11 protein-coding genes are annotated in these 24,415 nt (G+C 71.8%); 1 reads left to right on the top strand and 10 read right to left on the bottom strand.

The window, feature by feature from the left end; genetic code table 11:
- Nucleotides 1-670: 670 nt before the first annotated feature.
- The 8 genes from ABTX62_RS24765 to ABTX62_RS24730 form a co-directional block, all read right to left on the bottom strand.
- Entirely contained in the window at nt 671-2,371 is a 1,701-nt protein-coding gene (locus ABTX62_RS24765; RefSeq protein ID WP_352118249.1) for an ABC transporter transmembrane domain-containing protein, read from the bottom strand.
- Nucleotides 2,361-13,286: a non-ribosomal peptide synthetase gene (locus ABTX62_RS24760; RefSeq protein ID WP_352118248.1), complete on the bottom strand. Its 10,926-nt coding sequence runs from the start codon at nt 13,284-13,286 to the stop codon at nt 2,361-2,363. Before ABTX62_RS24760 ends, ABTX62_RS24765 begins: the two co-directional genes overlap by 11 nt.
- A gap of 57 nt (nt 13,287-13,343) precedes the next feature.
- Complete coding sequence (locus ABTX62_RS24755; RefSeq protein WP_352118247.1) at nt 13,344-15,131, bottom strand: ABC transporter ATP-binding protein; 1,788 nt, start codon at nt 15,129-15,131, stop codon at nt 13,344-13,346.
- 4 nt (nt 15,132-15,135) lie between these two features.
- On the bottom strand, nt 15,136-16,194 hold the full coding sequence (locus ABTX62_RS24750; protein ID WP_352118246.1) for an iron-siderophore ABC transporter substrate-binding protein: 1,059 nt from the start codon (nt 16,192-16,194) through the stop codon (nt 15,136-15,138).
- Nucleotides 16,195-16,285: 91 nt separating this feature from the next.
- On the bottom strand, nt 16,286-17,140 hold the full coding sequence (locus tag ABTX62_RS24745; protein ID WP_352118245.1) for an ABC transporter ATP-binding protein: 855 nt from the start codon (nt 17,138-17,140) through the stop codon (nt 16,286-16,288).
- A gap of 39 nt (nt 17,141-17,179) precedes the next feature.
- A complete protein-coding gene (locus tag ABTX62_RS24740) occupies nt 17,180-18,241 on the bottom strand; it encodes a FecCD family ABC transporter permease (RefSeq protein WP_352118244.1) in 1,062 nt (353 codons plus the stop codon).
- Nucleotides 18,238-19,299 carry a FecCD family ABC transporter permease gene (locus ABTX62_RS24735; RefSeq protein ID WP_352118243.1) on the bottom strand — a complete coding sequence of 354 codons (1,062 nt, stop codon included), beginning with the start codon at nt 19,297-19,299 and terminating at the stop codon, nt 18,238-18,240. The genes ABTX62_RS24740 and ABTX62_RS24735 overlap by 4 nt, the downstream gene beginning before the upstream one ends.
- A gap of 111 nt (nt 19,300-19,410) precedes the next feature.
- On the bottom strand, nt 19,411-20,766 hold the full coding sequence (locus tag ABTX62_RS24730) for a lysine N(6)-hydroxylase/L-ornithine N(5)-oxygenase family protein (RefSeq protein ID WP_352118242.1): 1,356 nt from the start codon (nt 20,764-20,766) through the stop codon (nt 19,411-19,413).
- Between the two features lie 247 nt (nt 20,767-21,013).
- Between ABTX62_RS24730 and ABTX62_RS24725 the strand changes: the two genes are divergently transcribed.
- A complete protein-coding gene (locus tag ABTX62_RS24725; RefSeq protein WP_352118241.1) occupies nt 21,014-21,961 on the top strand; it encodes a methionyl-tRNA formyltransferase in 948 nt (315 codons plus the stop codon).
- A gap of 21 nt (nt 21,962-21,982) precedes the next feature.
- On the opposite strand, the gene ABTX62_RS24720 is transcribed toward ABTX62_RS24725, so the two are convergent.
- Nucleotides 21,983-22,684 (bottom strand): response regulator, encoded by a 702-nt coding sequence (locus tag ABTX62_RS24720; RefSeq protein ID WP_352118240.1) that lies wholly within the window; start codon nt 22,682-22,684, stop codon nt 21,983-21,985.
- Nucleotides 22,681-24,309 (bottom strand): sensor histidine kinase, encoded by a 1,629-nt coding sequence (locus ABTX62_RS24715; RefSeq protein WP_352118239.1) that lies wholly within the window; start codon nt 24,307-24,309, stop codon nt 22,681-22,683. Before ABTX62_RS24715 ends, ABTX62_RS24720 begins: the two co-directional genes overlap by 4 nt.
- Nucleotides 24,310-24,415: the final 106 nt, after the last annotated feature.

Raw genomic sequence — 24,415 nt, 5'->3', positions numbered from 1 at the left:
TGGGCCCTCGCCGAGTAGTCCCCTGCCGACCGGTGGAGGCCCGTCGCGCCCACGCGGCGCAGCCGCACATCGGCTCAGCCCCGCGCCCCTAAGGGCATGTCCTCCAGCCCTCTGGGCAGCTCACCGGGCGACCGTGGCCCTCCCGCCCGCGTCGAGGCCATGACCCGGCCGGGTGGCCTCATGCCCCGCTCAGGGACGTCGGCTGGGCCCTCGCCGAGTAGTCCCCTGCCGACCGGTGGAGGCCCGTCGCGCCCACGCGGCGCAGCCGCACATCGGCTCAGCCCCGCGCCCCTAAGGGGTCCTTTCACTGTGAGCGTCCGATCAGGGCACGTGGTCTGGTGCCGTGCATCGCAAGGCGCCGGGAAGCCCTCGTAGCGGAGCTACTAGGGCGTTTCGGCAACGCGGCGAGGTGCGGCACCAGGCCGCGCGACCCGGACGGGCATAGTGAAAGGACCCCTAAGGGCGTGTCCCCCAGTCCTCTGGGCAGCTCACCGGGCGACCGTGCCCTCCCCGCCCGCGTCGAGGCCATGACCCGGCCGGGTGGCCTCATGCCCCGCTCAGGGACATCGGCTGGGCCCTCACCGAACAGTCCCCAGCCGGCCGGCGGGGGCCCGTCGCGCCCACGCGGCGCAGCCGCGCATCGGCTCAGCCCCACGCCCCTGACCGCAGCTCACCGGGCGACCGCCTGACCGTACGCCTCGTCCTCGGACAGCAGGTTGCGGTGGGTGTCGTCCGCCGTGATCGTGCCGTCGTCCAGGACCAGGACCCGGTCCGCCGCGTCCAGGAACGCGGGGCTGCTGGTGATCACGATCGTCGTGCGGCCCCGGCGCAGTTCCGCCACGTTGCGGGCGATGAGCTGCTCGGTGACCGCGTCCACCGCCGTCGTCGGGTCGTGCAGGACGAGGACGTCGGTGTCGGCGGCCAGGGCGCGGGCCAGGGCAAGGCGTTGGCGCTGGCCTCCGGAGAGGTTGGCGCCCCGGTCGCGGACGCCGTAGTCGAGGCCTTCGCGGTGCAGGGCCACGACGTCGGTGAGCAGGGAGGCCTCGACGGCGGCGGGGACCGTGCGGCTGGTGCCCGCGGGGTCGATGTTCGTGCGGAGGGTGCCCGCGAAGATCTCCCCGTCGTACGGGTTGACCAGCATGTGCTCGCGGACCGCCTCGACGGAGAGGTCCGCCAGCTCCTGGCCGCCGAGCCGCACCGTTCCCTCGTACGCGGCGGGCGGGACGCGCACGGCCAGGACGGCGGCGAGGTCGGCCGCCGCCCGTGGCTGGTAGGGGGCGATGGCGACGAACTCCCCCGCTTTCACCTGGAACTTCAGGTCGGTCAGGGTGCCGTGGCGGACGCGGTCGATCTCCAGGTCGCCGCCCGGGGACGGGCGTCCGGAGCCCGGGGTCATGACCGGCGGGGCCGACAGCACCAGCGCCATCCGCTCGGCCGAGGCACGCGCGATCATCACGTACTTGGGCATCTCCGAGAACAGCTTGAGCGGCTCCATGATGAACTGCGCCAGGCCGACCGCCATGACGAGTTCGCCGATGGTGATCCGGCCGTCGAAGGCGAGCCAGCCCGCCGTCAGCGTCACGGCACCGGCGAGGACCGCGTTGAGGGCGAGAGCGGTGCCCGCGTAGGCGCCGTTCACCTTGGCGACGGTGATCGCCTGGTGTCTCGCCTCGGTGCTGACCTTCCGGTAGGACCGGAACGCGGCCTGGTTGCCGCCGAAGCCGTGCAGCGGGCGCAGGCCGGTGATCAGGTCGGCGACCTTCGCACCCGCCCGCGCCACCCGGGCCTGCTGCTCCTGGGTGCTGCTGCCGATCCGTTTGGACATCACGCTGAGGGTCGACAGGATGGCGACGGTCCCCGCGATCACCAGCAGGCCGAGCCGGACGTCGGCCAGGCCCAGCGCGACCGCCGCGACCAGCACCGCGACGAGCGAGCTGATCAGCAGCGGCACCACCTCGATGATGTCGGCGGTCTGGTCGGCGTCCTCGGTGGCGATGGTCAGCACCTCGCCGGACTTGAGGTCGACGTCCCGGGCCACGGGTAGCAGGCCGCAGGCGGCGACCTTCACCCGCCAGCGGTGCGCCTCGGTGGTGTTGGCCTTCTGCAGGATCCGCATGCCGAACCGCCACGACAGCGACACCGTCGTGATGATCACGGCCAGCGCGCCGATCGACAGGGCGAGCGCCTCAAGGCTGCGGCCGTCGCGCATCGCGTGCTCGACGATCAGGCCGAGCGCGATGGGGAAGGCCGTCTCACCGGCCTGGTAGAGGCCCATGAGGAGGGTGCCCCAGGCCATGGCGCCGATGTTGCGGCGCAGGGCGGTGCGGAGGATGGCGGCCCCTTGGCGGGGCCGCTGCGTGTCAGTTGTCATCGAGGTGGCGGGCAATCGCTTCCGGGGTTCGCAGGGTGAACAGATCGCGGATCGTGATCACGGGACCGTACTCGCGGCGGAGCAGCCCGACGAGCCGAACCGCCAGCATGGAGTGTCCTCCCAGGGACACGAAGTCGCTCACCGCGCTCACCTCGTCGTCGTCCAGGTCCAGTGCCTCGGCGAAGTACTCGCACAGCACGGTCTCGGTCTCGGTCTGCGGCCCCCGCTCCCCCGCCGTGGTCAGCGCGCCCAGCGGCTTGGCCTCGGGCAGCGCCTTGGTGTCAGCCTTCCCGTTCACCGTCAGCGGGATGCCGTCGACCTGCGCGTAGTGCGTGGGGCGCAGGAAGTCCGGCAGCCCGGCGCCCACGTCGGCGGCCACCGTCGCGAGTTCCGCGCCCTCCAGCACCAGGTAGGCCGCGAGCCGGTACGCGCCGTCGACCTGCGGGTCGGACTGGGCGACCGCGGCGGCGAACCGCACCGCCGGGTGGGCCGCGAACAGGGCCTCGACCTCGCCGAGTTCGACCCGGTGGCCGCGGATCTTGACCTGCTGGTCGGTGCGGCCGAGGTACATGAGGTTGCCGTCGGGCCGGCGGACCACCAGGTCGCCGGTGCGGTACATGCGCTCGCCGGGGGCGCCGAACGGGCAGGCGACGAAGCGGTGCGCGGTCTGGGCGGGCTGTCCGAGGTAGCCGCGTGCGATGCCGACGCCCGACACGTACAGCTCGCCGGGTACGCCGTCCGGCAGCGGCCGCAGCCACGGGTCCAGGACGTACACGTCCGTGTTGTCGATGGCGACGCCCACCACCGGGTCGGCGCACTCGAAGGTGCCGACGCCGAGGGTGTTGATGGTGTACTCGGTGGGCCCGTACAGGTTGTAGCCGACCGTGCCCTCGGTCTCGGCGAGCCGCTGCCACAGCGTCGGCGTGACGGCCTCACCGCCCAGCAGCACCAGCGCCGGCCGCCGATCGGGGTTGTCGAGCAGGCCCTCGGCCACCAGTTGCTGTGCGTAGGTCGGGGTCACGTTGACGACGTCGATCCCGTGCTCCAGGCAGTACGCGACCAGCCGGGGCGCGTCCCGGCGCAACTCCTCGTCGCAGATGTGCACTTCGTGGCCGTCGGCGAGCCACAGCAGCTCCTCCCACGACATGTCGAACGCGAACGACACGGTGTGGGCGATCCGGAAGACCCGGTGGCCGTGCGCGGCCAGCACCGGTTCGAAGATGCGGCGCTGGTGGTTGATCAGCATGTTGGTGAGCCCGGAGTACTCGGTCACCACGCCCTTGGGCCTGCCGGTCGAACCGGACGTGTAGATCGTGTACGCCGGGTGCCGCAGCCGGTCGGGATCGTCCGGTGCGAACGTCACGTACGGCTCCGCGGCCGGGAGCGGGCGGTCGAGTTCGATCAGCTCGCCGGTCAGCCGGGGTGACACGGCGCTCACGGTGAGGATCAGCTCCGGCCGGGCGTCCTCGACGATGGCGGCGATCCGCTCGTCCGGGTGGTCCAGCTCCAGCGGCACGTACCCGGCGCCGACCCGCAGGACGGCGAACAGGGCCGCGATCCAGTCGAGGGAGCGCGGGACGGCGAGGCCCACCGCCGTCTCGGGCCCGATGCCGCGCGCGGCGAGCACGCCCGCCAGGGCCCGGCTGCGGTCCCGGAGTTCGCCGAAGGTCATCGTCGAGCCGTGGGCGACGAGCGCGACCCGCCCCGGGTCGCGGTCCGCCGCCCGGTCGAACCGGTCGACGACGGTGTCCGTGCCGATGTCGGTGCGTGCGCCCGGCTCGGGCACCGGTCCGAGGCCCCGCAGCGCGCCGACCGGCCCGGTGGCCCGGGCGAGCTCCTCCAGGACGCTCAGGTAGTCGTCGAGGAGACGGCGGGCGTTCCCGGTGTCGCCGTCGCGGTACTCCAGCTTCACCGTGAGCCGGTCGCCGGGCGTGACCACCCAGGTGAAGGGATAGTGGGTGGAGTCGTCGGCCTTCACCGAGGTGATGCCGTGCCGGGCGTTCATCGCGGCGAACGCGTCCATGTCCAGGAAGTTCTGGAGCACGAACAGGTTGTCGAACAGGGTGTCGTGTCCGCCGGCCCGCTGGATCTCGCCGAGCCCGAGGTGCTCGTGTTCCATCGCCTCGACCCGGGCCGACTGGACGGCCGACAGGTAGGCGCCGACCGTGTCGTCCGGGCGGGGCCGGGTCCACATCGGCACGGTGTTGAGCAGCACGCCGACGATGCCGGACAGCCCCTCGCCCTCGCGGCCGGACACGGTCACGCCGAACACGGCGTCCGCGCGGCCCGTGTGCGCGCCCAGCAGCAGTCCGAACGCGCCGGTCAGCACCGAGTTGAGGGTGACGCCGTGTACCCGGGCCGCTTCCCGCACCAGGTCCGACTGTTCGGCGGACAGCGTGTGCGTGAGCGCGCTCGGCAGGTCGTCCGAGAAGGACGGGGACGGTCCGGCGAGCAGGGTCGGGCCCGGGAGGGCGGCCAGTTGGTCCGCCCAGAAGCGCTCCGACTCCGCCGGGTCCTTGGCGGCGAGCGTGCGGGCGTACTCCTCGAAGCCCGGCGTGGCCGGCGCCGGGTCGAGCGGCTCGCCCGCGAGGACGGCACGGTAGGCGTCGAACAGGTCGCGCAGGACGATCTCGCGGGACCAGCCGTCCCACAGCAGCAGGTGGTAGCTGAGCAGCAGGCCGTCCCGGTCGCCGGGCAGGTGCACGACGGTCAGCCGGATCAGCGGCGGTTCGCCCGGGTCGAACCCGGTGTCCCGGTCCCGGGCGCGCAGGGCGTCGATCTCGGTGTCCGAGGACAGGGCGATGGTGCGGACGTCGACCCGTCGCCCGGCCTTGAGGACCTGCACCGGGTTTCCGGCGTCGTCGGTGGCGAAGCCCGCGCCGACGACCGGATGACGCGCGATCACGTGCGCCATCGCCTCGGCCAGCGCACCGGTGTCGAGGCGCCGGTCGAAGGTGAACCAGTTCTGTGCGACGTAGTGTCCGGCGGAGCCCGCCATCTGGGCCTGGAAGAACAGGCCCCGCTGGAGCGGGGTGACCGGGGCGGTGCGCTCGGTCGTGGTCGCCGCGTCCGCGAGCTGCCGGAGGGCGCTGCGCCAGTGCTCGGTGATCTTGTCGGGGATGCCCTCGGCGAGGACGAACTCGGCGAGCAGGCTGCCGGTGGTCTCGTCGGTCCACGCGTTGACCTCGACGGCGTACGGGCTGCCCTGGTCGCCCTCGGCGAGGTGCAGCGCCTGGGACTCGCTGCCCCGGCCGAGGTAGTTGAACAGCACCTGCGGGCGGGCCGTCAGCAGCGGGGCCGTCTGCGGATTGAGGTACCTGAGCCGGCCGTAGGCGACGTGCCCGGCCTCGTCCGGCTGGCGCTCGACGATCTCGCGTGCGGCGGCGAGGGGGTCGGTGTGCGGGGTCAGCCGCACGGGTGCGACGGAGGTGAACCAGCCGACTGTACGGGTGTAGTCGTGGTGTTCGAGGACCGGGACCCGGCCGTGCCGCTCCAGGTCGACCGCTAGGTCGGTGGGCGACGGCTGGATCCGGGTGAGTGCGGTGCGCAGGGCGCCGCACAGCAGCTCGGTGAGGCCGACACCGAGTGTGGCGGGTGCGGTGCGGGTGAGCCGGTCGCTCACGTCGGGGTCGAGGACGACGGTGGTCCGGCGCAGTTCGCCGGGGGCGGGCAGCAGGTCGGGCGCCCGGAGTGCGGTGATCCAGCGGCCGACGTCGTCGACGGTCCGGGCCGACTGGAGTGCCAGGGCTTCGGCGTACTCGGCGTAGGACGTCGTCGGTGGGGGCAGGGGCTCCCCGCGCAGGGCCGCGGCCAGGTCGTCCAGCAGGATCAGCCAGGAGACCGCGTCGACGGCGAGGTGGTGCACGGTGATCACGAGGGTTCGGCTCGCCTCCAGCCATGTGAAGGCGACCACCTCACCGGACTCGGGGTCGAGCCGTCCGGCGGCCTCGTTCGCGACGGCTGTCGCGTCGGTGGTGTCCGGGCGTGTGACGGTGACCTCGCGGGCGGGGCCGGTGCGCAGGGTCCACACGCCGTGTTCCGTCCGGAGCCGCAGCCGGAGGGCGGGATGGGCGGCGACGACGGCGTGGGCGGCGCGTACGGCGTCGGCGTAGCCGGTGCCTTCGGGGGCCCGGAGGGTCCTGGCCTGGGCGAAGCGGGTCAGGGAGCCGCCGAGTTCGCGCTGGCGCAGGATGACCGGGGTGGGGGGCAGCGGGCCGTCTTCGCGGTGGGCTGCCGCCGGTGTGGGGCGGGGTGCGTTCGTACCCAGGTGTTCCGCCAGTGCGCGGGGCGTCTTGAGCAGGAAGACGTCCCTCGGGGTGACGGGCAGGCCCAGTGTCCTGGCCCGGTTCACGACCGCGATCGCGATGATGCTGTCGCCTCCGGCGCGGAAGAAGTCGGTGTCGGCGTCCACGGCAACGCCGGGCAGCGTCTCGATGAAGATCTTGGTGAGTGCGGCTACCGCGGTCGTTTCGTCCGCGGACGCGTTGTGGCTTGTCGCGCCCCGCGGCGGAGCCGCACATTGATACAGCCCCGCGCCGCTGAGGGCACGCTCCACCAGCGCCTTTCGATCCAACTTGCCGTTCACCGTCAGCGGTAGGGCGTCGGTCGTGAGAATCCTGCCCGGGATCATGTGAAGGGGGAGCTTCTTCGACAACTGGCTTTCGACCTCACCCGGCACTCTGCCCACCACATGCGCCACCAGATGGTCCCCGGTGTCCGCCACCGTGACGGCCACGTCGACCACACCCGCGAGTCCGCGGATCGCGGACTCCACCTCGCCCAACTCGATGCGGAAGCCCTTCAGTTGCACCTGGTCGTCGGCGCGGCCGGTGAACCGGAGTTCGCCGTCGAGGGTGCGGATCGCGAGGTCGCCGGTGTGGTACATGCGGGAGCCGTCGGCCGCGAAGGGGTCCGCCACGAAGCGGGCCGCCGTGAGGCCGGGCCTGCCCAGGTAGCCGAGCGAGACCTGGTCGCCGGCGACGTAGATGGCGCCGACCCGGCCCGGCGGCACCGGGCGGAGCCGGTCGTCGAGGAGGTGGATGACCAGGCCGGGGATCGGGCCGCCGATCGGGCTCACGTCGTCGCCGGGACCGAAGTCGGCGTCGGTCAGGACCCGGTGGGTGACATGGACGGTGGTCTCGGTGATGCCGTACATGTTGACCAGCTCGGGGACGGCCGTGCCGTGCCGCTCGACCCAGCCGCGCAGCCGCCCCGGGTCCAGTGCCTCGCCGCCGAAGACGATCCGGCGCAGTGCGGGCAGCGGCTCGTCGGTCAGCCGGTCGGCCTCGATGAACTGGTAGAAGGCCGACGGCGTCTGGTTGAGCACCGTCACGCCGCGTTCGCGCACCAGCCGGTGGAAGTCGACCGGGGAGCGCGTCAGCGCGTACTCGGGCACCAGCAGCTCACCGCCGTACGCCAGCGCGCCCCACAGCTCCCAGACCGCGAAGTCGAAGGAGAAGGAGTGGAACTGGACCCAGACGTCCTGCGGGCCGAAGTCCATGGCGGGCCGGGTGTTGGCGAGCAGGGTCACCACGCTGGAGTGGGGGACGACGACGCCCTTGGGGCGGCCGGTCGACCCGGAGGTGTAGATCACATAGGCAGGGGTGTGCCAGTCGGGCTCGGGAACGGGGTGCGCGGAAGCGGACGAGGGCTCCTCGCCCTGCACCAGGACGCGCGCCGGCACTCCCGCCCGGTCCAGCAGCCGCGTGAAGCGGTCGTGCTGGTCGCGGTCCACGAGGACTGCCTGAGGGACCGCGTCGGTGAGGATGTACTCCAGCCGTTCGTCCGGGTACGCCGGGTCCAGCGGGACGTAGGCGCCGCCCGCGCTCACGATCGCGACCAGGGCGACGACCTGTTCCAGGGAGCGTGGGACGGCCACGGCGACCTGCTTGCCCGGGCCCACTCCGGCCGCGCGCAGCGCCGAGGCGAAGTCGTTCTTGGCGGCGGACAGTTCGCCGTAGGTCAGGGAACGGGTGGCGCCGTCGAGGGCGCACTGGGTGACGGCGGTGGCCGCGGGGTCGCGGCGGGCGGCGGCGTCGAAGAGTCCGCCCAGGGTCGTCGGGGTGACGGGTGCCGGTCGCCGTGCGCTCCCGGGCGTCAGGTCGTCGACCGGGGTGTCCGGGTGGGTGAGCAGACCGGCCAGGGTGCGGGTGAAGGTGCGCAGGACGGTCCGGGCGGTCGGCTCTCCCAGCAGTTCGGCGTCGTAGATGAGGTTGAAGCGGGGGCGGCCGTCGGGTGCGCGCTCGACCACCAGGGTCAGCGGGTAGTGCGGGGCGCCCTCGTTGACGATGTCCGTGATGGCCAGGGTGTCGCCGGGTCGCCGGAGCGACGTCGTGTCGGTGGCCACGTCGAACACCACGAGCGTGTCGAAGAGGGAGCCGGTGCCGGCCTGCCGGGCGATGCGCGCCAGGGAGACGTGTTGGTGCGGAAGGATTGCGCCCTGGTGGTCGCGCACCGAGGCGAGCAGGTCGCCCGCGGAGCTGCCCGGCGACCAACGGGCGCGTACGGGGACGGTGTTGATGAACAGGCCGACCATGTCCTCGATGCCGGGGACCTCGGCGTCGCGGCCGGAGACCGTGGAGCCGAACACGACGTCCCGGCCCTGGAGGATGCCGCCCAGGGTGACGGCCCAGGCGCTGTGCACGGCCACGCTCAGCGGCACGCCGGCCTCGCGGACGGCGGCGTCCATGTCGCCCTCGGGTTCCACGGCGGTGTCGGCGAACCGGTCGGAGGGGGTGTGTCCCTCGGCGACCAGTGAGGGGCCGGGCAGTCCGGCGAGTTCCTCGCGCCAGACGCGGTCGCTCTCCTCGGCGTCGCGTCCGGCGAGCCAGTGCACGTAGTCGGCGAAGCCGCCGAGCGGGTGGACGGTGCCCGGCGCGTGGTACTCGGCGAGCAGCGCGCGGAGCATGGGAGGCACGGACCAGCCGTCGGCGATGATGTGGTGCACGGTCTGCACCAGGACGTTCCGGCCGGAGCCGGCGCGGACGAGGGTGTAGCGCATCAGCGGGCCGGTGGCCAGGTCGAAGCCGGTGCGGCGGTCCTGTTCGGCGAGGTCGCGTATCTCCTCGTCGGTGATACCGGGGCGGTCCAGCGTGGTGAAGGGTGCTTCGGCGCCGTTGTCCAGGACGGAGACCACCCGGCCGTCGGCCAGGGCCGTGAAGCGGGCGGCCAGGTTCGGGAAGAGGGTGAGCAGCCGGGTGGCCGCCGCCGCGAGCCGGTCGGCGTCCACCTCGCCTTCCAGGGTGAGGAGTTGCTGCTCGACGTAGGCGCCGGCGGAGTCGTCGTCGAAGACCGAGTGGAAGTAGAGGCCTTCCTGCAGCGGGGTCAGCGGCAGGATGTCCCGCAGCCGCGGGCCGTCCAGGGTGTCGACGTCGGCCTGGGTGAGCGGGACCAGGGGGAAGTCGCTGGGCGAGTGGCCGCCCTGGTCGAGCGCGGCGAGTCCGGCCAGGGCCGTGCGGAAGTAGTCGCCGAGGGTCGTGATGTCGGCGTCGGTGAACATGCCGTCGGGCCAGGAGATGGTGGTGACCAGTTCGTAACCGCCGGTCGCGGAGGGTTCGGCGATCGCGTTGAACTCCAGGGCGCGCGGCAGGCGCATCCTGGGGTCGCGCTTCTCGCCCAGTTGGCCGGTGGTGCCCGCGAGTTGCCAGTCGCCGGGGGCGCCGGCGGCGAAGCGGCCCAGGTAGTTGAAGAGCACCTGGGGTGCGGGGGCGTCGAACTCGCTGTGGGTGAGGTAGCGCAGGGCGCCGTAGGAGACGCCGTTGTCCGGTACCCGGGCGAGGTCCTCCTTGACCGCCTTGAGGGCGGCGGTGAGATAGGCGGGAGCGGTGAAGTCGGCTGCCGTGCCGGGGTCCACGGTCACCGGGAAGAGGGTGGTGAACCAGCCCACGGTGCGCGACAGGTCGGGTTCGAAGCCGGCGGAGCCCGCCACGAACCGCCCCTCGCGGCCGTGGCCCTCGAGCTCGATGTGGGCGAAGGTCTGGTCCTGGCCGAGGTCGCGGCGCCGACGGGCGAGGGCGACGGCGAGCGCGGTGAGCAGGACGTCGTTGACGCCGGCGTGGAACTTCGCCGGGATTTCGTTCAGCAGGGCGGCCGTGACCTCCGGGCCGGCCGAGACGGTCCGCAGGCGTTCGTTGGCGACGGTGTCCGTCCTGGCCAGGGCGCGGTGGGCCAGCGGCTGGTCCTCGCCGGGCAGGGGGCGCCGGTAGGAGGAGCTGTCGGCGTCGAACGCGGCGCGTTCCAGCAGTTGGGTCCAGCGCCGGAAGGACGTGCCCGTCGCGGGGAGTTCGATGGGCTCGCCGGAGGTGAACTGCCGCCAGGCGGTGGCCAGATCCTCCATCAGGACGCGCCAGGAGACGCCGTCGACGACCACGTGGTGGGCCACGAGGACGAGGTGGCGGGCCCGGGGGCGCCAGACGGCCCGGAGCATCGCGCCGCCCGCGGGGTCCAGTCCCTCGGTGGCGAGGGCGATGCACTCGTCGAGCGGCCGGTCGCTCTGCTGCCAGCCGGGCTCGGCACGGTCCGCTTCGGGGATGTCGAAGCTCCAGCGGTTGCCGCGTACCAGCCGGGCGCGGAGCATGTCGTGCCGGGTGACGAGCGCGGTGAGGATCGCGTCGAGGGCGTCGGCGGTCAGTTCCGCGGGGGTGTTCAGGACGACCGACTGGACGAAGCCGTCGATGGCGTCCGTGGTCTCGCCGAGCCACTGCACGATGGGCGAGCCGACGACGGTGCCGGTCGCGACATCGGCGTGGTCGACGGTGGAGACGTCCTCGCGGCTCGCGACCGCGGCCAGCGCGCCCACGGTGCCGTGGGTGAAGATCTGCCGGGCCGTGATGTGCAGGCCCCGCTCGCGCAGCGCGCTGAGCAGGGAGATGGCCAGGATGCTGTCGCCGCCGAGCTGGAAGAAGTCCTGGTCGACCCCGACCTCTTCGAGGCGCAGCACCTCCGCGACCGCGGCGCACACCGCGCGTTCGTCGTCGGTGGAGGGGCGCACGAGTGAGCCGGTCTCGATCGTGGGCTCGGGCAGCGCGTTGCGGTCGAGCTTGCCGTTCGCGGTGAGGGGGAACTCCTCCATGACCACGATGTGGGTGGGCACCATGTACTCGACCATGTGCGCGGCGGCCCACGCCTTGACCTCGTCCGCCCGCAGGTCCTCGCCGCCGGCGGCCGGTATGACGTAGCCGATCAGATAGGTGCCGCCGGCGGCGTTCTTCTTCGCGACGACGCAGGTGTGCCGTACGCGCGGGTGTTCGGCGAGACCGACCTCGACGTCCTCGATCTCCAGCCGCATCCCGCGGATCTTGATCTGGTTGTCGGCGCGGCCGAGGAAGTCGAGCGAACCGTCGGGGGCGAACCGCGCCAGGTCGCCGGTGCGGTAGAGGCGGGAGCCGTCGTTCGCGAAGGGGTTCGCGACGAAGCGGGAGGCGGTCAGGCCGGGCGCGCCCACGTAGCCGCGGCCCAGGAGGAAGCCGCCGACGTAGAGTTCTCCGCCGACGCCGACCGGGACGGGGCGCAGTTCGTCGTCCAGGACGTAGAGCTGGGTGTTGGGGTTGGCTTTGCCGATGGAGGTCGACAGGCGTTCCGCGGCGCCCCGGTAGATGACGTGCGAGACGCCGATGGTCGTCTCGGCGGGGCCGTAGCCGTGGTACATGGGGATGTCGAGTCGGGTGCGGAACCGCTCGTACAGCTCGGGGGTGAGCACCTCGCCGCCGCACCAGACGTGCCGCAGGCTGTCCAGGCGGCCGGAGTCGCCCGCCATCTCCAGCAGGACGTCCAGCATGGACGACACCAGGTAGGTGAAGGTGACGCGTTGTTCGGCGATGACGCTCAGCAGGTGGTGGGGGTCGCGTTCGCCCCCGGGCCGCAGGACGACGAGCCGGCCGCCGGAGACCAGGGGCAGGAAGATCTCGTTGATGGAGATGTCGAAGGACAGCGGCGCCTTGAACAGGGAGGCGTCGTCGTGGCCGAAGCCGAGGATCTCGTTCACCTGCCACAGCAGGCGCTCGCTGATCGCCTCGTGCCGGATCATCGCGCCCTTGGGCCGCCCGGTCGAACCGGACGTGAAGATGACGTAGGCCAGCGCGTCGCCGAGGACGGTGAACGCCGGCCCGCGCGCCGGGTACGAGCCGTACCGCCAGTGGCCGAGGTCGACGGCCACGGCGTCCGGTTCGGCCGGGTCGTGGTCGCCCGAGGTGTTGAGCTGGAGGACGACCCGGGCGTCCTCGATGACGACGGCCCGGCGTGCGGCGGGCCACTGCGGATCGAGCGGTACGAAGGCGCAGCCGGCCTGGAGCACGGCGAGCAGGGCGACGACCATGTCGGCGGAGCGGGTCAGGGAGATGCCCACGACCTGTTCGGAGCCGAGTCCGCGGGCGAGCAGGTGGTGGGCCAGCTGACCGGAGTGTTCGGCCAGTTGACGGTAGGTCAGGGACCGGTGCTCGTCGACGACGGCCACGGCGTCCGGCCGGGCACCGGCCTGCTCGCGGAACATCTCCACGATGGTGGGGCGGACCCGGTCGGCCCGGTTGTCGTTCCATTCGCCCAGGGTCCGGAGCCTGGCCGCGATGCTGGACGGGCCGATGGTGCCGAGGGGCCGGTCCGGGAAGTCGGCCAGGTCGTCCAGCGCGAGCTGCGCGTCCTGCGGCCGGACCCCGTCGGGGACTCCGAGTGTGCGGCCGTCCGGAGCGATGTCCCAACCTCCGGGGGCGGTCCCGCCGTTGTCGACCCAGCCGAGGACGTCGGCGAAGAGGGTGCCGGGGGTGAGGTCGATCCCCTCGGGGCTCTCGCCCGTCGCCCAGTACGACAGTCCGATGGCGCAGGCTTCGGCGATGGTCCTGTCCGGGTAGTCGCCGATCCGCCGGCGCACCTCGGCCAGACGTGTGGGAGAAGGCAGTGTGAGACGAGCGCGCGGTTCCATCATCGAAGACTCAGCGTCCCTTCCAGAATATGGAGTTAGGCTAACCTAAATAAGGGTTGCCTAACTACCCTCTCTCCAGGCCCGCCACAGTCGTGCGTACCGGCCGCCCAGAGCCACCAGTTCCTCGTGTGCGCCCTGCTCCACGACCCGGCCCGCGTCCAGCACGGCGATCCGGTCGGCGGCCATCGCCTGGGTCAGCCGGTGCGCCACGAACAGCGTGGTCCGGCCCGCACAGGCGGCCTGCACGGCCCGCTCCAGTTCGGCGGCGCCCTCGCTGCCGGCCTCGGCGGTCGACTCGTCGAGCACCACCACCGGTGCCCGGCCCAGCACCAGCCGCGCCAGGGCGATCTGCGCGACCTTGGTGACGTCCAGGCGCTCACCGCCCTCGCCGACCGGGGTGTCGAGCCCCTCGGGCAGTGCGCGGACCCAGCCCTCGGCACCGACGGTGCGCAGCGCGTCCAGCAGTTCGGCGTCGGTCGCCCCCGGCGCCGACAGCCGCAGGTCGTCGGCGAGCGACCCGGAGAACACGTGCGTCTCCTGCGTCAGGATGCTCACCAGGGCCCGCGCCCCCGCCTCGTCCAGATCGGCGAGGTCGGTCGACCCGATGCGCACCGACCCGGCCTCCGGGGTGCCGATGCCGGCGATCAGCGCGGCCAGGGTCGTCTTGCCCGCGCCCGTGGCGCCCACCAGGGCGAGGGAACTCCCCGCCGCGATCCGGAGGTTGACGTCCCGGAGCACCGGCTCCTCGGAACCGGGGTAGCGGAACGTCAGCCCTTCGACGGTCACCGGGTACGCCCCGGCTCGCGCCACCGCGACGGACTCGTCGCCGACCAGCCGCTCCTCGGCGGACTCCCCCAGCACCCCGACCAGGCGGGTCAGGCTCGCACCGGACTTCTGCGCCTCGTCGAAGGTGAACATGATGGCGCCCAGCGGGGTGAACAGCCGGTGGAACAGCAGCGGGGCCGCCGACACCTCGCCCAGGGTGGCCGCGTCGGCCTCCAGCAGGGCGTACCCCGCCACGAGGATCAGGACCAGTCCGATGAACTCGGCGCGGTTCTCCCGGCCCACGAACCGGCCGAAGAACCGGAACACCTCGATCCCGAGATCGCGCACCCGCCACGACTCGGTGGTGACCTTCTCGCGGAAGGCACTCTCCAACCGGTACGCCCGGACCGTGTCGATGCCGTTCAGGCCACTGATGAACGCCTGCGCCCGGTCGGCCTGGGCCACGCGCTGCTTGCGGTAGAGCGGGGCGGAGCGGGGCAGGTACCAGCGCAGCGCCAGCGCGTACGCGGGCAGCGCGCCGGCTCCGGCCAGACCGAGCCGCCAGTCCAGGCCGAACATCCCGAGCGTGGCGATGACGACCAGGACGCCCGCCGAGAACACCGTCGGGACGGCCGTGCGGATGCCCTTGGAAATGACGGCCACGTCGTCACCGACCCGGGAGAGCACGTCTCCCCGGCCGACCTGCTCGATCCGTGCGCTCGGCATGCCGAGCACCGCCCGGACGGCGCCTTCGCGCAGACGCGCGAGCAGATCCGCGCCGAGCCGTCCGATCAGGTAGGTCGACACGGCGGTGGCCGCCGCGCCGAGCAGCGCGGCGGCACCGATCAGCACCCCGATGGTCACCAGGACCGAGCGGTCCTCGCCCGTGACGACCCCGTCGACCACCCGGCCGAGCAGGAGCACCGGGAGCACCTGGAGCGCGGCCCCCGCGACCGTGGTGAGCACGGTCGCGGCCGTCAGCCCCGGCATGGTGCGGCAGTGCTCCGCGACCCATCGGGTGGCCTCGCGTCCCGTCGTCGTGCGCAGGGTCGCCGGGGCGACGCGCGTGTCGGTGGTGCTCACTTCCCTACTCGACCGACTTGACGAGTTCGTCGATCGCGTACGGCATGGACAGCAGGGTGCCCTGGGAGATGGCCGCGCCGACCGCCGGGCCCTCGCTGTCGAGCAGGTAGGACACGTTGCCCTTCTTCACGGCGTCGAGGTTGGCGAACAGCTTGAACTTCTTGAGCGCCTCGGTGTCGGCCTTGTCGTTGATGACGAAGATGCGGTCGACGTCGACGAGGTCGATGCGCTCCGGCGAGAGCGTGGTGTAGAAGCTGCCGTCCGCGACCTTGTCGATCTCGGTCTGGTACTTGTAGCCGATGCCCGTGACGAGCCGGCCGCGCACGTCGGTGGAGGTGAAGGGCGCCACCGAGTCCTTGTACCAGGACAGTGCGACGGCGGTCTCCTTGCCGAGCTCGGGGTGCGCCTTCTTGGCCGTGTCGAGCTGCCCCTGGATGTCGTCGACCATCTTCCGGCCCTCGTCGGCCTTGCCCAGGGCCTTGGCGATGTGCAGTGCGTTGTCCTGCCAGGGAGCGCTGAAGGGCTCCTTCTCGCCCTTGGTGCGGGCGACGGTCGGGGCGATCTTCGAGAGCTTGTCGTAGGCGGCCTGGTCGATCTCCGAGTAGACCGCGACGATCAGGTCGGGCCTGAGGGCCGCGATCTTCTCGTAGTTGGGGCCCGAGTCGCCGTTCTTCATGACGACCTCGGGCTTGGTGTCGCCCCACTTGTCCTTCACCCAGGGCCACTGGGTGTTGATGTCGGGGCTCTTGCCCGGCGGATTGGGGTACTGGTCGACCATGCCGACGGGCTTGATGCCGAAGGCCAGGATGGTCTGGTCGTCGGTGTAGCCGACGGAGACGACCCGCTGGGGCGCCTTCTCGACCGTCGTGTTTCCGAAGGCGTGCTCCACGGTGACCGGGAACGCACCGGCGGCCGCGGCCCGGGTGCCCTCACTCTTGCCGTCCGCCGAGTCCGCCGAGCCGGAACCGCATCCCGCGAGGAGACCGACGCCGAGGGTGGCCGCGGACAGGACCGCCGCCAGCCGCCGCCATGGCTTCCCGGGCGTCGTTCGATGGAGGAGCATCCAAATCCCCTTGCTTTCGCGCTAGTTCGCTGCACCCTCGCCTAAGGGCAGGCAAACCTTATCGCGAGAGAATGAGGTTAGCCTAGCCTTACTAAGGGCGGGGCGTCGGGATGTGTTCCGGCTGCACGTGGGTCCGCCCGATCGGCACGACGAGCGGCCGGTCGCCGACCGGGTCCTCGATCACCTGGGCACGCAACCCGAAAGCCTCGTGAAGCAGTTCGGCGGTGACGACGTCCCGGGGGTGCCCCTGCGCCAGGATCGAGCCCTCCCGCATCACCACGAGGTTGTCGCTGTAGCGGACGGCCAGGTTGAGGTCGTGCAGCACCATGACGACGGTACGGCCCGACTCGTGCAGGTCGTCCACCAGATCGAGGACGTCGACCGCGTGGGCCAGGTCCAGATAGGTGGTCGGCTCGTCCAGCAGGAGCAGGTCCGTGCCCTGAGCCAGCGTCATGGAGATCCACACCCGCTGGCGCTGTCCGCCGGACAGCGCGTCGACCGGGCGGTCGGCCAGGTCGGACACCCCGGTCATGGCCAGGGCTCCCGCCACCACGTCGGCGTCGTCGGAGGACCACTGCCGCAGCCAGCTCTGGTGCGGGTGACGGCCCCGGGCCACCAGGTCGGCCACGGTCAGCCCTTCCGGCGCGACCGGCGCCTGCGGGAGCAGGCCGAGCTTCTTCGCCACGTCCCGGGTCCTGAGCCTGGCGATGTCCTCCCCGTCCAGGACGACCGTCCCCCTGGCCGGCTTCAGCAGCCGGGACAGGGTGCGCAACAGGGTGGACTTCCCGCACCCGTTGGGGCCGATGATCGTCGTGATCACACCGGGCGGTATCGCCACGTCGAGCTCGTCGATGACGACCCGGCCGCCGTAGCCGACCGTGACGCCTCGGGCTGCCAGCCGCGGCGTGCCGCCGACCGCGGCCTCGGTGACGGACTGTGCGACCACGGGTCCCCCCTTGATTAGGTTCACCTGACTCTTGTACATCTACCGGAGGTTCGCCCGCACCAGCAGATAGACGAGGAAGGGCCCGCCGATCGCGGCGGTGACCACGCCGACCGGGAGCGAGACCGGCAACGCCGTACGGGCGACGAGGTCCGAGCCGATCAGCAGCAGCGCGCCCACCAGGCCCGAAGCCGCCATCGGGGGTGTGGGGCAGCGCGCCAGACGCATCGCCACCTGCGGCGCCACCAGCGCGACGAAGGGGACCGGTCCCGCCGCGCTCACCGCCACTCCGGCCAGCAGCACCGCGCACAGCAGCAGGACGGCCCGCACCCGCGTGTACCGGACGCCCAGGCCGGCGGCGACCTCGTCACCGAAGTGCATCGGACGGAACTGGAACGCCACACAGGACACGACGGCCAGCAGGACGAGCCCGCACCACAGGGCCGCCCAGACCTCGCTCCACGAGCGGTCCTCCAGCGAGCCGACCAGCCAGGCCTGGGCCCGGGCCACGTCCCTGATGTCGGCCGTGACCAGCAGCCAGGTCGTGATCGCCTGCATCACGGCGCTCACCGAGATGCCGATGAGGATGAGCCGGAAGCCGTCGATCCCGCGCCGCCACGCCAGGAAGTACACCAGCAGGCCCGTGCCGAGTCCGCCCGCGAGCGCCGCCGCCGGCAGGCCCACGGAGCCCGTGATCGCAGCGGTGGTCCCGCCCGAGACCGTCACCAGGCAGACCGCGACCGTGCCGGCCCCCGAGGTGATCCCGAGAACGTCCGGGCTGGCCAGCGGATTGCGCGCGACGGACTGCGTGATCGCGCCGGACACCCCGAGCGCGACGCCCACGACGAGCCCGGCCAGGGCGCGCGGCATCCGCAGGTCCATGATGACGAACTCGTCGACCTGTTCGCCCCGTCCGAGGATCGTGGCGATCACCTGCGGGAGGCCGATCGGGAAGTCCCCCACGCCGATGGACACGCAGAACACCAGGAAGGTCGCCGCGGCCAGCAGCAGCGTGACGCCCACGATCCAGGGCCGCCAGACGAACGACACGCGGCCGAACCGCACACCCGGCGGCAGCGACGGCTTCACCTCGGTCACGTTCATGCTTTCCTGAACTTTCCGCGCCACACGAGAACCGCGAAGAAGGGGGCGCCGAGGAGCGCCACGAGGACGCCCGCGTCCAACTCGCCCGGCCGGACCACCAGTCGGCCGACGATGTCGCACAGCAGCAGCACCACAGCTCCGAGCAGACCGGCGTACGGCACGAGCCAGCGGTAGTCCGGCCCGGTCAGGTACCGGGCGACGTGGGCCACCATGAGCCCGAGGAAGGCGACGGGCCCGCACGCGGCCGTCGCCGCGCCCGCCAGCAGTGTGATGGCGGTGATGCCGACGGTCCGGCTCAGCGCGATGTTCACGCCCAGCCCGCGGGCCACGTCGTCGCCCAGGTTGAGCAGGTTGAGGGAGGGCAGCGTGATCAGGGCCAGCAGCAGCCCGACGCCGATGAACGCCGTCACCGGCCAGATGACGTCGAATCCGACACCGGCGAGGGATCCCGCGTTCCAGAACCGCAGGGCGTTCAGCGCCGCTTGGTCCGACAGTGCGACGGCGGTGGTCATCGCCGCGAGGAGCACCGTGACGCCCTGGCCGGCCAGGGCGAGGGTCAGCGGGTTGCCGGCTCCCCGTCCGATGCTCGCGAGACCGAACACCACGACCCCGGCGACGGCCGCCCCGGCGAAGGCGAACCAGACGTACTGGAACGGGTCGCCGAGCCCGAACACGGCGATCGCCACGACGACCGCGAACGAGGCACCGGAGTTCACGCCCAGCAGGCCCGTGTCGGCGATCGGATTGCGCGTGAACCCCTGGATGAGCGCCCCGCCGACACCGAGAGCCGTGCCCGCGACGATCCCGAGGACCGTACGGGGCACCCGTACGGTCTCCACGATGAGCCTGATCTCCGTGAGCCGCCTGTCGGCGTCCGGGGTTCCGGCCAGGGCGTTCCACACCTCGGTGGGGCTCAAGGCGCGGGCGCCGACGGCCAGCGAGAGGACCACGGCGATCACGAGGACGCCCAGGAGGGTGCCCAGACCCACGACCCGTCGCCGACGGATCTGCGTCGTGCCCCTGGAAGCGGGGCGCTCCACTGCGACAGTCGTGCCCATGACGACGTACGTTATCCCTTGCGCTGTCGGCGAGTTGACCGGACGTGCCTCCCTGGAGGGGGGTCCGCGAAACCCCGCCGGCCGCGTCCCCGACCTCACGGGTCAGTACCTCTAGCGGGCCGTGCTGCCCGTGTCGTCGGCGAGGGTCCGCTGCTGGTCCGCGGCGGGTCCGGCCCCGCGGCCGAGGAGCGAGTCGAGGATCTCGCCCACCCTGATGGCGGTGTTGGAGAGCAGCGACGAGGTGATGCCGTGTGTGTGCTCCGTGCCGCCCTGCAGGTAGATGCCGCAGCGCAGGGCGGGGTCGGTCGCGATGCGCCAGTCCCGCTCGACACGGACGCGGCCCTGGGCGTCGCGCAGGCAGCTGTCGGCGACCTCGCCGAGCAGGCTGGTGGGATCGGCGGGGCTGTAGCCGGTGGCCAGGACCACGACGTCCGCTTCCAGGTCGGTGTCCTCGCCGGTGACGAGGGACGTCACCGTGACCTGGACGCCGGACCGGGTCTCCTTGACGCCGGTGAGCCGGGAGACGTTGAGGAACCGCAGACGCTCGGTGCCGAGGACCTTCTCCTGGTACGACTGCCGGTAGAGGTCGTCGATCAGATCGATGTCCACCACGGAGTAGTTGGTGTTGCCGTGGTAGTCCATCAGCCGGCGCTTGACGTCCTCGGGCGCGGCGAAGTACTCGTCGACCGCCTGCGGGTCGAAGATCCGGTTGGCGAAGCTGCTGTCGTCGGCGGGGCTGTAGCCGTAGCGGGAGAAGACCGCGCAGACCTCGGCACCCGGGAAACGGCGGTGCAGATAGGCCACGTTCTCGGCGGCGCTCTGTCCGGCGCCCACGACGACGAAGCGGGAGGGTGCGGTTCCCTCCAACTCGTCCACCCTGGCGAGCAGTTCGGAGTTGTGCCAGACGCGTTCGCCGCGCTCGACGCCCTCGGGCATCAGGGGGCGCAGGCCGGTGCCGACGACGAGGTTGCGGGCCCGGTGGACTTCGAGGCCGCCGCCCGACCGGACGGTCACCTCCAGGTGGTCCACGACTCCGCCCCGGGTCACGGGAGCGACGCCGACCACCTCGTGGCCGTAGGAGACCATGTCGTCGACCTGGGCCGCCGCCCACTCGAAGTAGTCGTGGAACTCCACGCGCAGCGGGAACAGGTTTTTGTGGTTGATGAAGTCGATCAGCCGGCCCTTGCTCTGCAGGTAGCAGAGGAAGCTGTACTCGCTGGCCGGGTTCCGCAGCGTCACCAGGTCCTTGAGGAAGGAGACCTGCATGGTGGCGTCGTCGATGAGCATGCCGCGATGCCAGCCGAAGCGGGGCTGCTGCTCGAAGAAGTGAGCGGAGACCGCCCCCTGCCTGGCGACGCGGGAGTTGTGCTCGCGGAGCGCGATCGCCATGGCCACATTGGACGGCCCGAAGCCGATACCGATCAGGTCGTGGATCGGTGGTGTGTCACCAGGAAGAACCTGCGACATGTCACTCCCATCGTGCGGGGCAGCCGCGTGTCAGGTGTGGAGGGAACGAAAGACGGGCATGCCAACGGAGCGGCACACCAAGGAACTTAGGTGAGCCTAAGCTAAACCTGAGAGGGTGTCGACAGGGCAAAACGGACTCCACCGAACAGCCCTCCGCCCAACTGGGCCATCCTGCACTCCCGTTGCACACTAAGGTAAGGCTTGCTTTACTTGCTTCGGCCAACACCTTGCTCTGAGGAGGAACCCCATGCGGGTCGTCATGTTCGGTTACCAGACCTGGGGGCACCGCACCCTGCGAGCCCTCCTGGAGTCCGAGCACGACGTGGTGCTGGTCGTCACCCACCCCAAGAGCGAGCACGCCTACGAGAAGATCTGGAGCGACTCGGTCGCCGACCTCGCCGAGGAACACGGCGTCCCGGTGCTGATCCGCAACCGGCCCGACGACGAGGAGCTGTTCGAGCGCCTCAAGGCGGCCGACCCGGACATCATCGTGGCCAACAACTGGCGGACGTGGATCCCGCCGCGCGTCTTCGGTCTGCCGCGCCACGGCACCCTGAACGTGCACGACTCGCTGCTGCCGAAGTACGCCGGGTTCTCCCCGCTGATCTGGGCCCTCATCAACGGCGAGTCCGAAGTGGGCGTCACCGCGCACATGATGAACGACGAGCTCGACGCCGGCGACATCGTCCGGCAGGAGGCCGTGCCGGTCGGCCCCACGGACACCGCCACCGACCTCTTCCACAAGACCGTCGACCTCATCGCCCCCGTCACCATCGGCGCGCTCGGCCTGATCGCCTCCGGACAGACCGAGTTCACCCGGCAGGACCGCACCCGGGCGTCCTTCTTCCACAAGCGGGCCGACGAGGACAGCCGCATCGACTGGAACTGGCCGGCCGAGGATCTGGAGCGCCTGGTGCGCGCCCAGTCCGAGCCGTACCCCAGCGCCTACACCTTCCACCGGGGCAAGCGGCTCGACGTCCTGGCGTCGTTCGTGTCCGAGGGCCGGTACGGCGGCACGCCCGGCCGCGTCTTCTACCGCGAGGGCGACGGCGTGGTGATCGTCGCCGGCGCCGACGCGCGCACCGGACGCAACCGCGGACTGGCCATCACCCGCGTCCGCACCGAGGACGGCCGGGAGCTGCCCGCCGCCGAGTACTTCACCTCCATGGGCGGCTACCTCACCAACCAGCCCTGACGTGCCGGCCCCGGGTCGGGCTCAGGCCCGCCAGCCGTAGCGGCGTTCGGGCCGGCCGGCGGCGCCGTAGCGCAGGGACACCTCCGCGCTGCCGGTGCCGTGGAAGTACTCCAGGTAGCGGCGGGCGCTGACCCGAGACACGCCGGTGACGGCTGCGCACTCGGTGGCGGACAGGGTGCCGTCCGCCTCGCGCAGGGCCCGCTCGACGAGGTCGGCGGTCTCCACGCTCATGCCCTTGGGCAGGGTGGACGCCGGTGCGGGGACGGACGCGCCGGCCAGGACGCGGTCCACGTCCGCCTGGCCCCGGACCACCGTCGTGAGCAGCCGGCCCCGCTGCGCGGCGTAGCGCTCCAGGCGAAGACGCAGATCGTCGAACTCGAAAGGCTTGAGCAGGTAGTCGACCACGCCGCGGCGGACCGCCCCGCGCACGGTGTCGGCCTCCGTCGCCGCACTGATGACCATCACGTCGCAGTCGTGGCCCGCGGTGCGCAGCCGGGGTATGACGTCCAGCCCGAACAGGTCCGGCAAGTACAGGTCGAGCAGGACGAGGTCGGGGCGCAGTGCGTCGACCGCCTCGATGGCCTGTCCGCCCGTGTGGGCCGTGCCGACGACGCGGAACGGCTCGACGCGTGCGACGAACGCGCGGTGGACTCTGGCCACCATGAAGTCGTCGTCGACCACCAGGACGTCGATCGTGTCCGCCTTGTCGCTCGCTGCGGTCATGGTGCCGCTCCTTCCGCCACCGTGCCGGTGAGGTGCCTGACGGTCATGTGTGCGGTGAACACGGCCCCTTCGGGGGTGTTGGCCACCGAGATCTCTCCCCCGTGCCGTTCGCAGACCAGCTTGGTCAGGGCCAGTCCGATGCCGCGCCCGCCCTCGCGCGCGGCCTTGGTGGTGAAACCGTGGGAGAACACCTCGCGGGCCAGCTCGGGCGCCACGCCCGGCCCGGAGTCACGGACCACGATCTCGACACCGGAGACGTCCTGCCGCAGCGCCACCTCCACCCAGGCGTCGTCCTGTGCGCAGGCCGCGTCGACGGCGTTGTCCACCAGGTTGCCCACCACGGTCGCCACGTCGGCGGCGTCCTCCGGGGCGAGCCGCTCCAGCGCGGTGTCGTCCGAGATCCGCAGGCTGACCTTCCGTTCGGCCGCGAGGGACGCCTTCGCCATCAGCAGCGCGGCCACCGCCGTGTCCCGGACGCGGCGGCTGAGGGTGACGTCCAGGGACTGCCGGTGCCGGCTCAACGCGCGGATGTAGCGCACGACTTCGTCCTGCTCGCCGATCTGGATCAGCCCGGAGATGGTGTGCAGCTGGTTGGCGAACTCGTGCGCCTGGGCGCGCAGCAGCTCCGAGGAGCTGCGGAAGGAGCCGATCTCCCGCTCCAGGCGTGCCAGTTCGGTGCGATCGCGCAGGGTGGTGACCGAGCCGAGGGACCGGCCGTCCTTGGTGACGGTCATCCGGTTCATCACCAGGACCCGGCCGTGGCGGACGACGACCTCGTCGCGCTCGCCGGCGGCGGTGCCGGACAGCACGTCGCGCAGTCGCCCGTCGATGCCGAGCCCCTCCAGGCTCTGGCCGACGCAGTCCTCGGGCAGGTCGAGCAGCCGGCGGCCCATGTCGTTGACGAGGGTGAGCCGGTGCTGCGGGTCCAGGGCGATCACGCCCTCGGCGATCCCGTACAGCATCGCCTCACGGTGTTCGGCGAGCCCGGCGATCTCGCCCGGCTCCAGTCCGAGGGTCTGCCGTTTCACCCGGCGCGCCAGCAGCCAGGAACCGGCGACGCCGAGTCCGCTGGCGATGCCCAGATAGGCGATCAGGTAGGAGGAGGCGCCGCTGAGCCGCTGCCACACGGTCGGATCGGCCTCGCCGATCATCACCGTGCCGAGGATCCGGCCGAGGTTCTCCTCGGTGGCCCCGAGGACGGGGACCTGGGCGGCCAGCTCGCGGTTGCCGTCCAGCGTGAACGGCCCGGACCAGCCCCGCCCACGCGCGGTGCCCGGCCCCAGCCGCATCCGCTCCCCGACCACCGTGGGATTCGTGGAACTGACGATCCGCCCGGCGCTGTCGGCCACCGTCACCGAGGTCACCCCGGACTGCGCCTGTGTGGCGAGCACCAGCGGGGCGAGCGCCTCTCCGGACGCGGGGCGCGTGAGCTGGCTGCGCACCAGGGGGTTGGCGGCCAGTCGTTCGGCGAGCGCGCTCACCCTGCGTCCCTCGACGCGGTTGAAGGTGGCCTGGGACTGGGCCAGGGAGACCGCGGCGACAGCCAGCAGCACCACTACGACGATGGCGAGCTGGAGCACCAGCATCTCGCCCGCGAGCGAATGGCGACGGAAGGTGGCGACCACGACGATCTTTCTCCGGGGCCGCCGCGACAGGGGCGGCTCATCTGCCGAGTCGCACCATCATGACGTCCACCAGCGCAAACCGAAAGAGACGTGTCGGGAGAAGGTC

The sequence above is a fragment of the Streptomyces sp. NPDC096046 genome (assembly GCF_040303285.1).
In the GTDB taxonomy this organism is placed as follows: domain Bacteria; phylum Actinomycetota; class Actinomycetes; order Streptomycetales; family Streptomycetaceae; genus Streptomyces.
The sequence above is the reverse complement of the archived record's forward strand: the minus strand, read 5'-3'. Positions and strand labels throughout refer to the sequence as shown.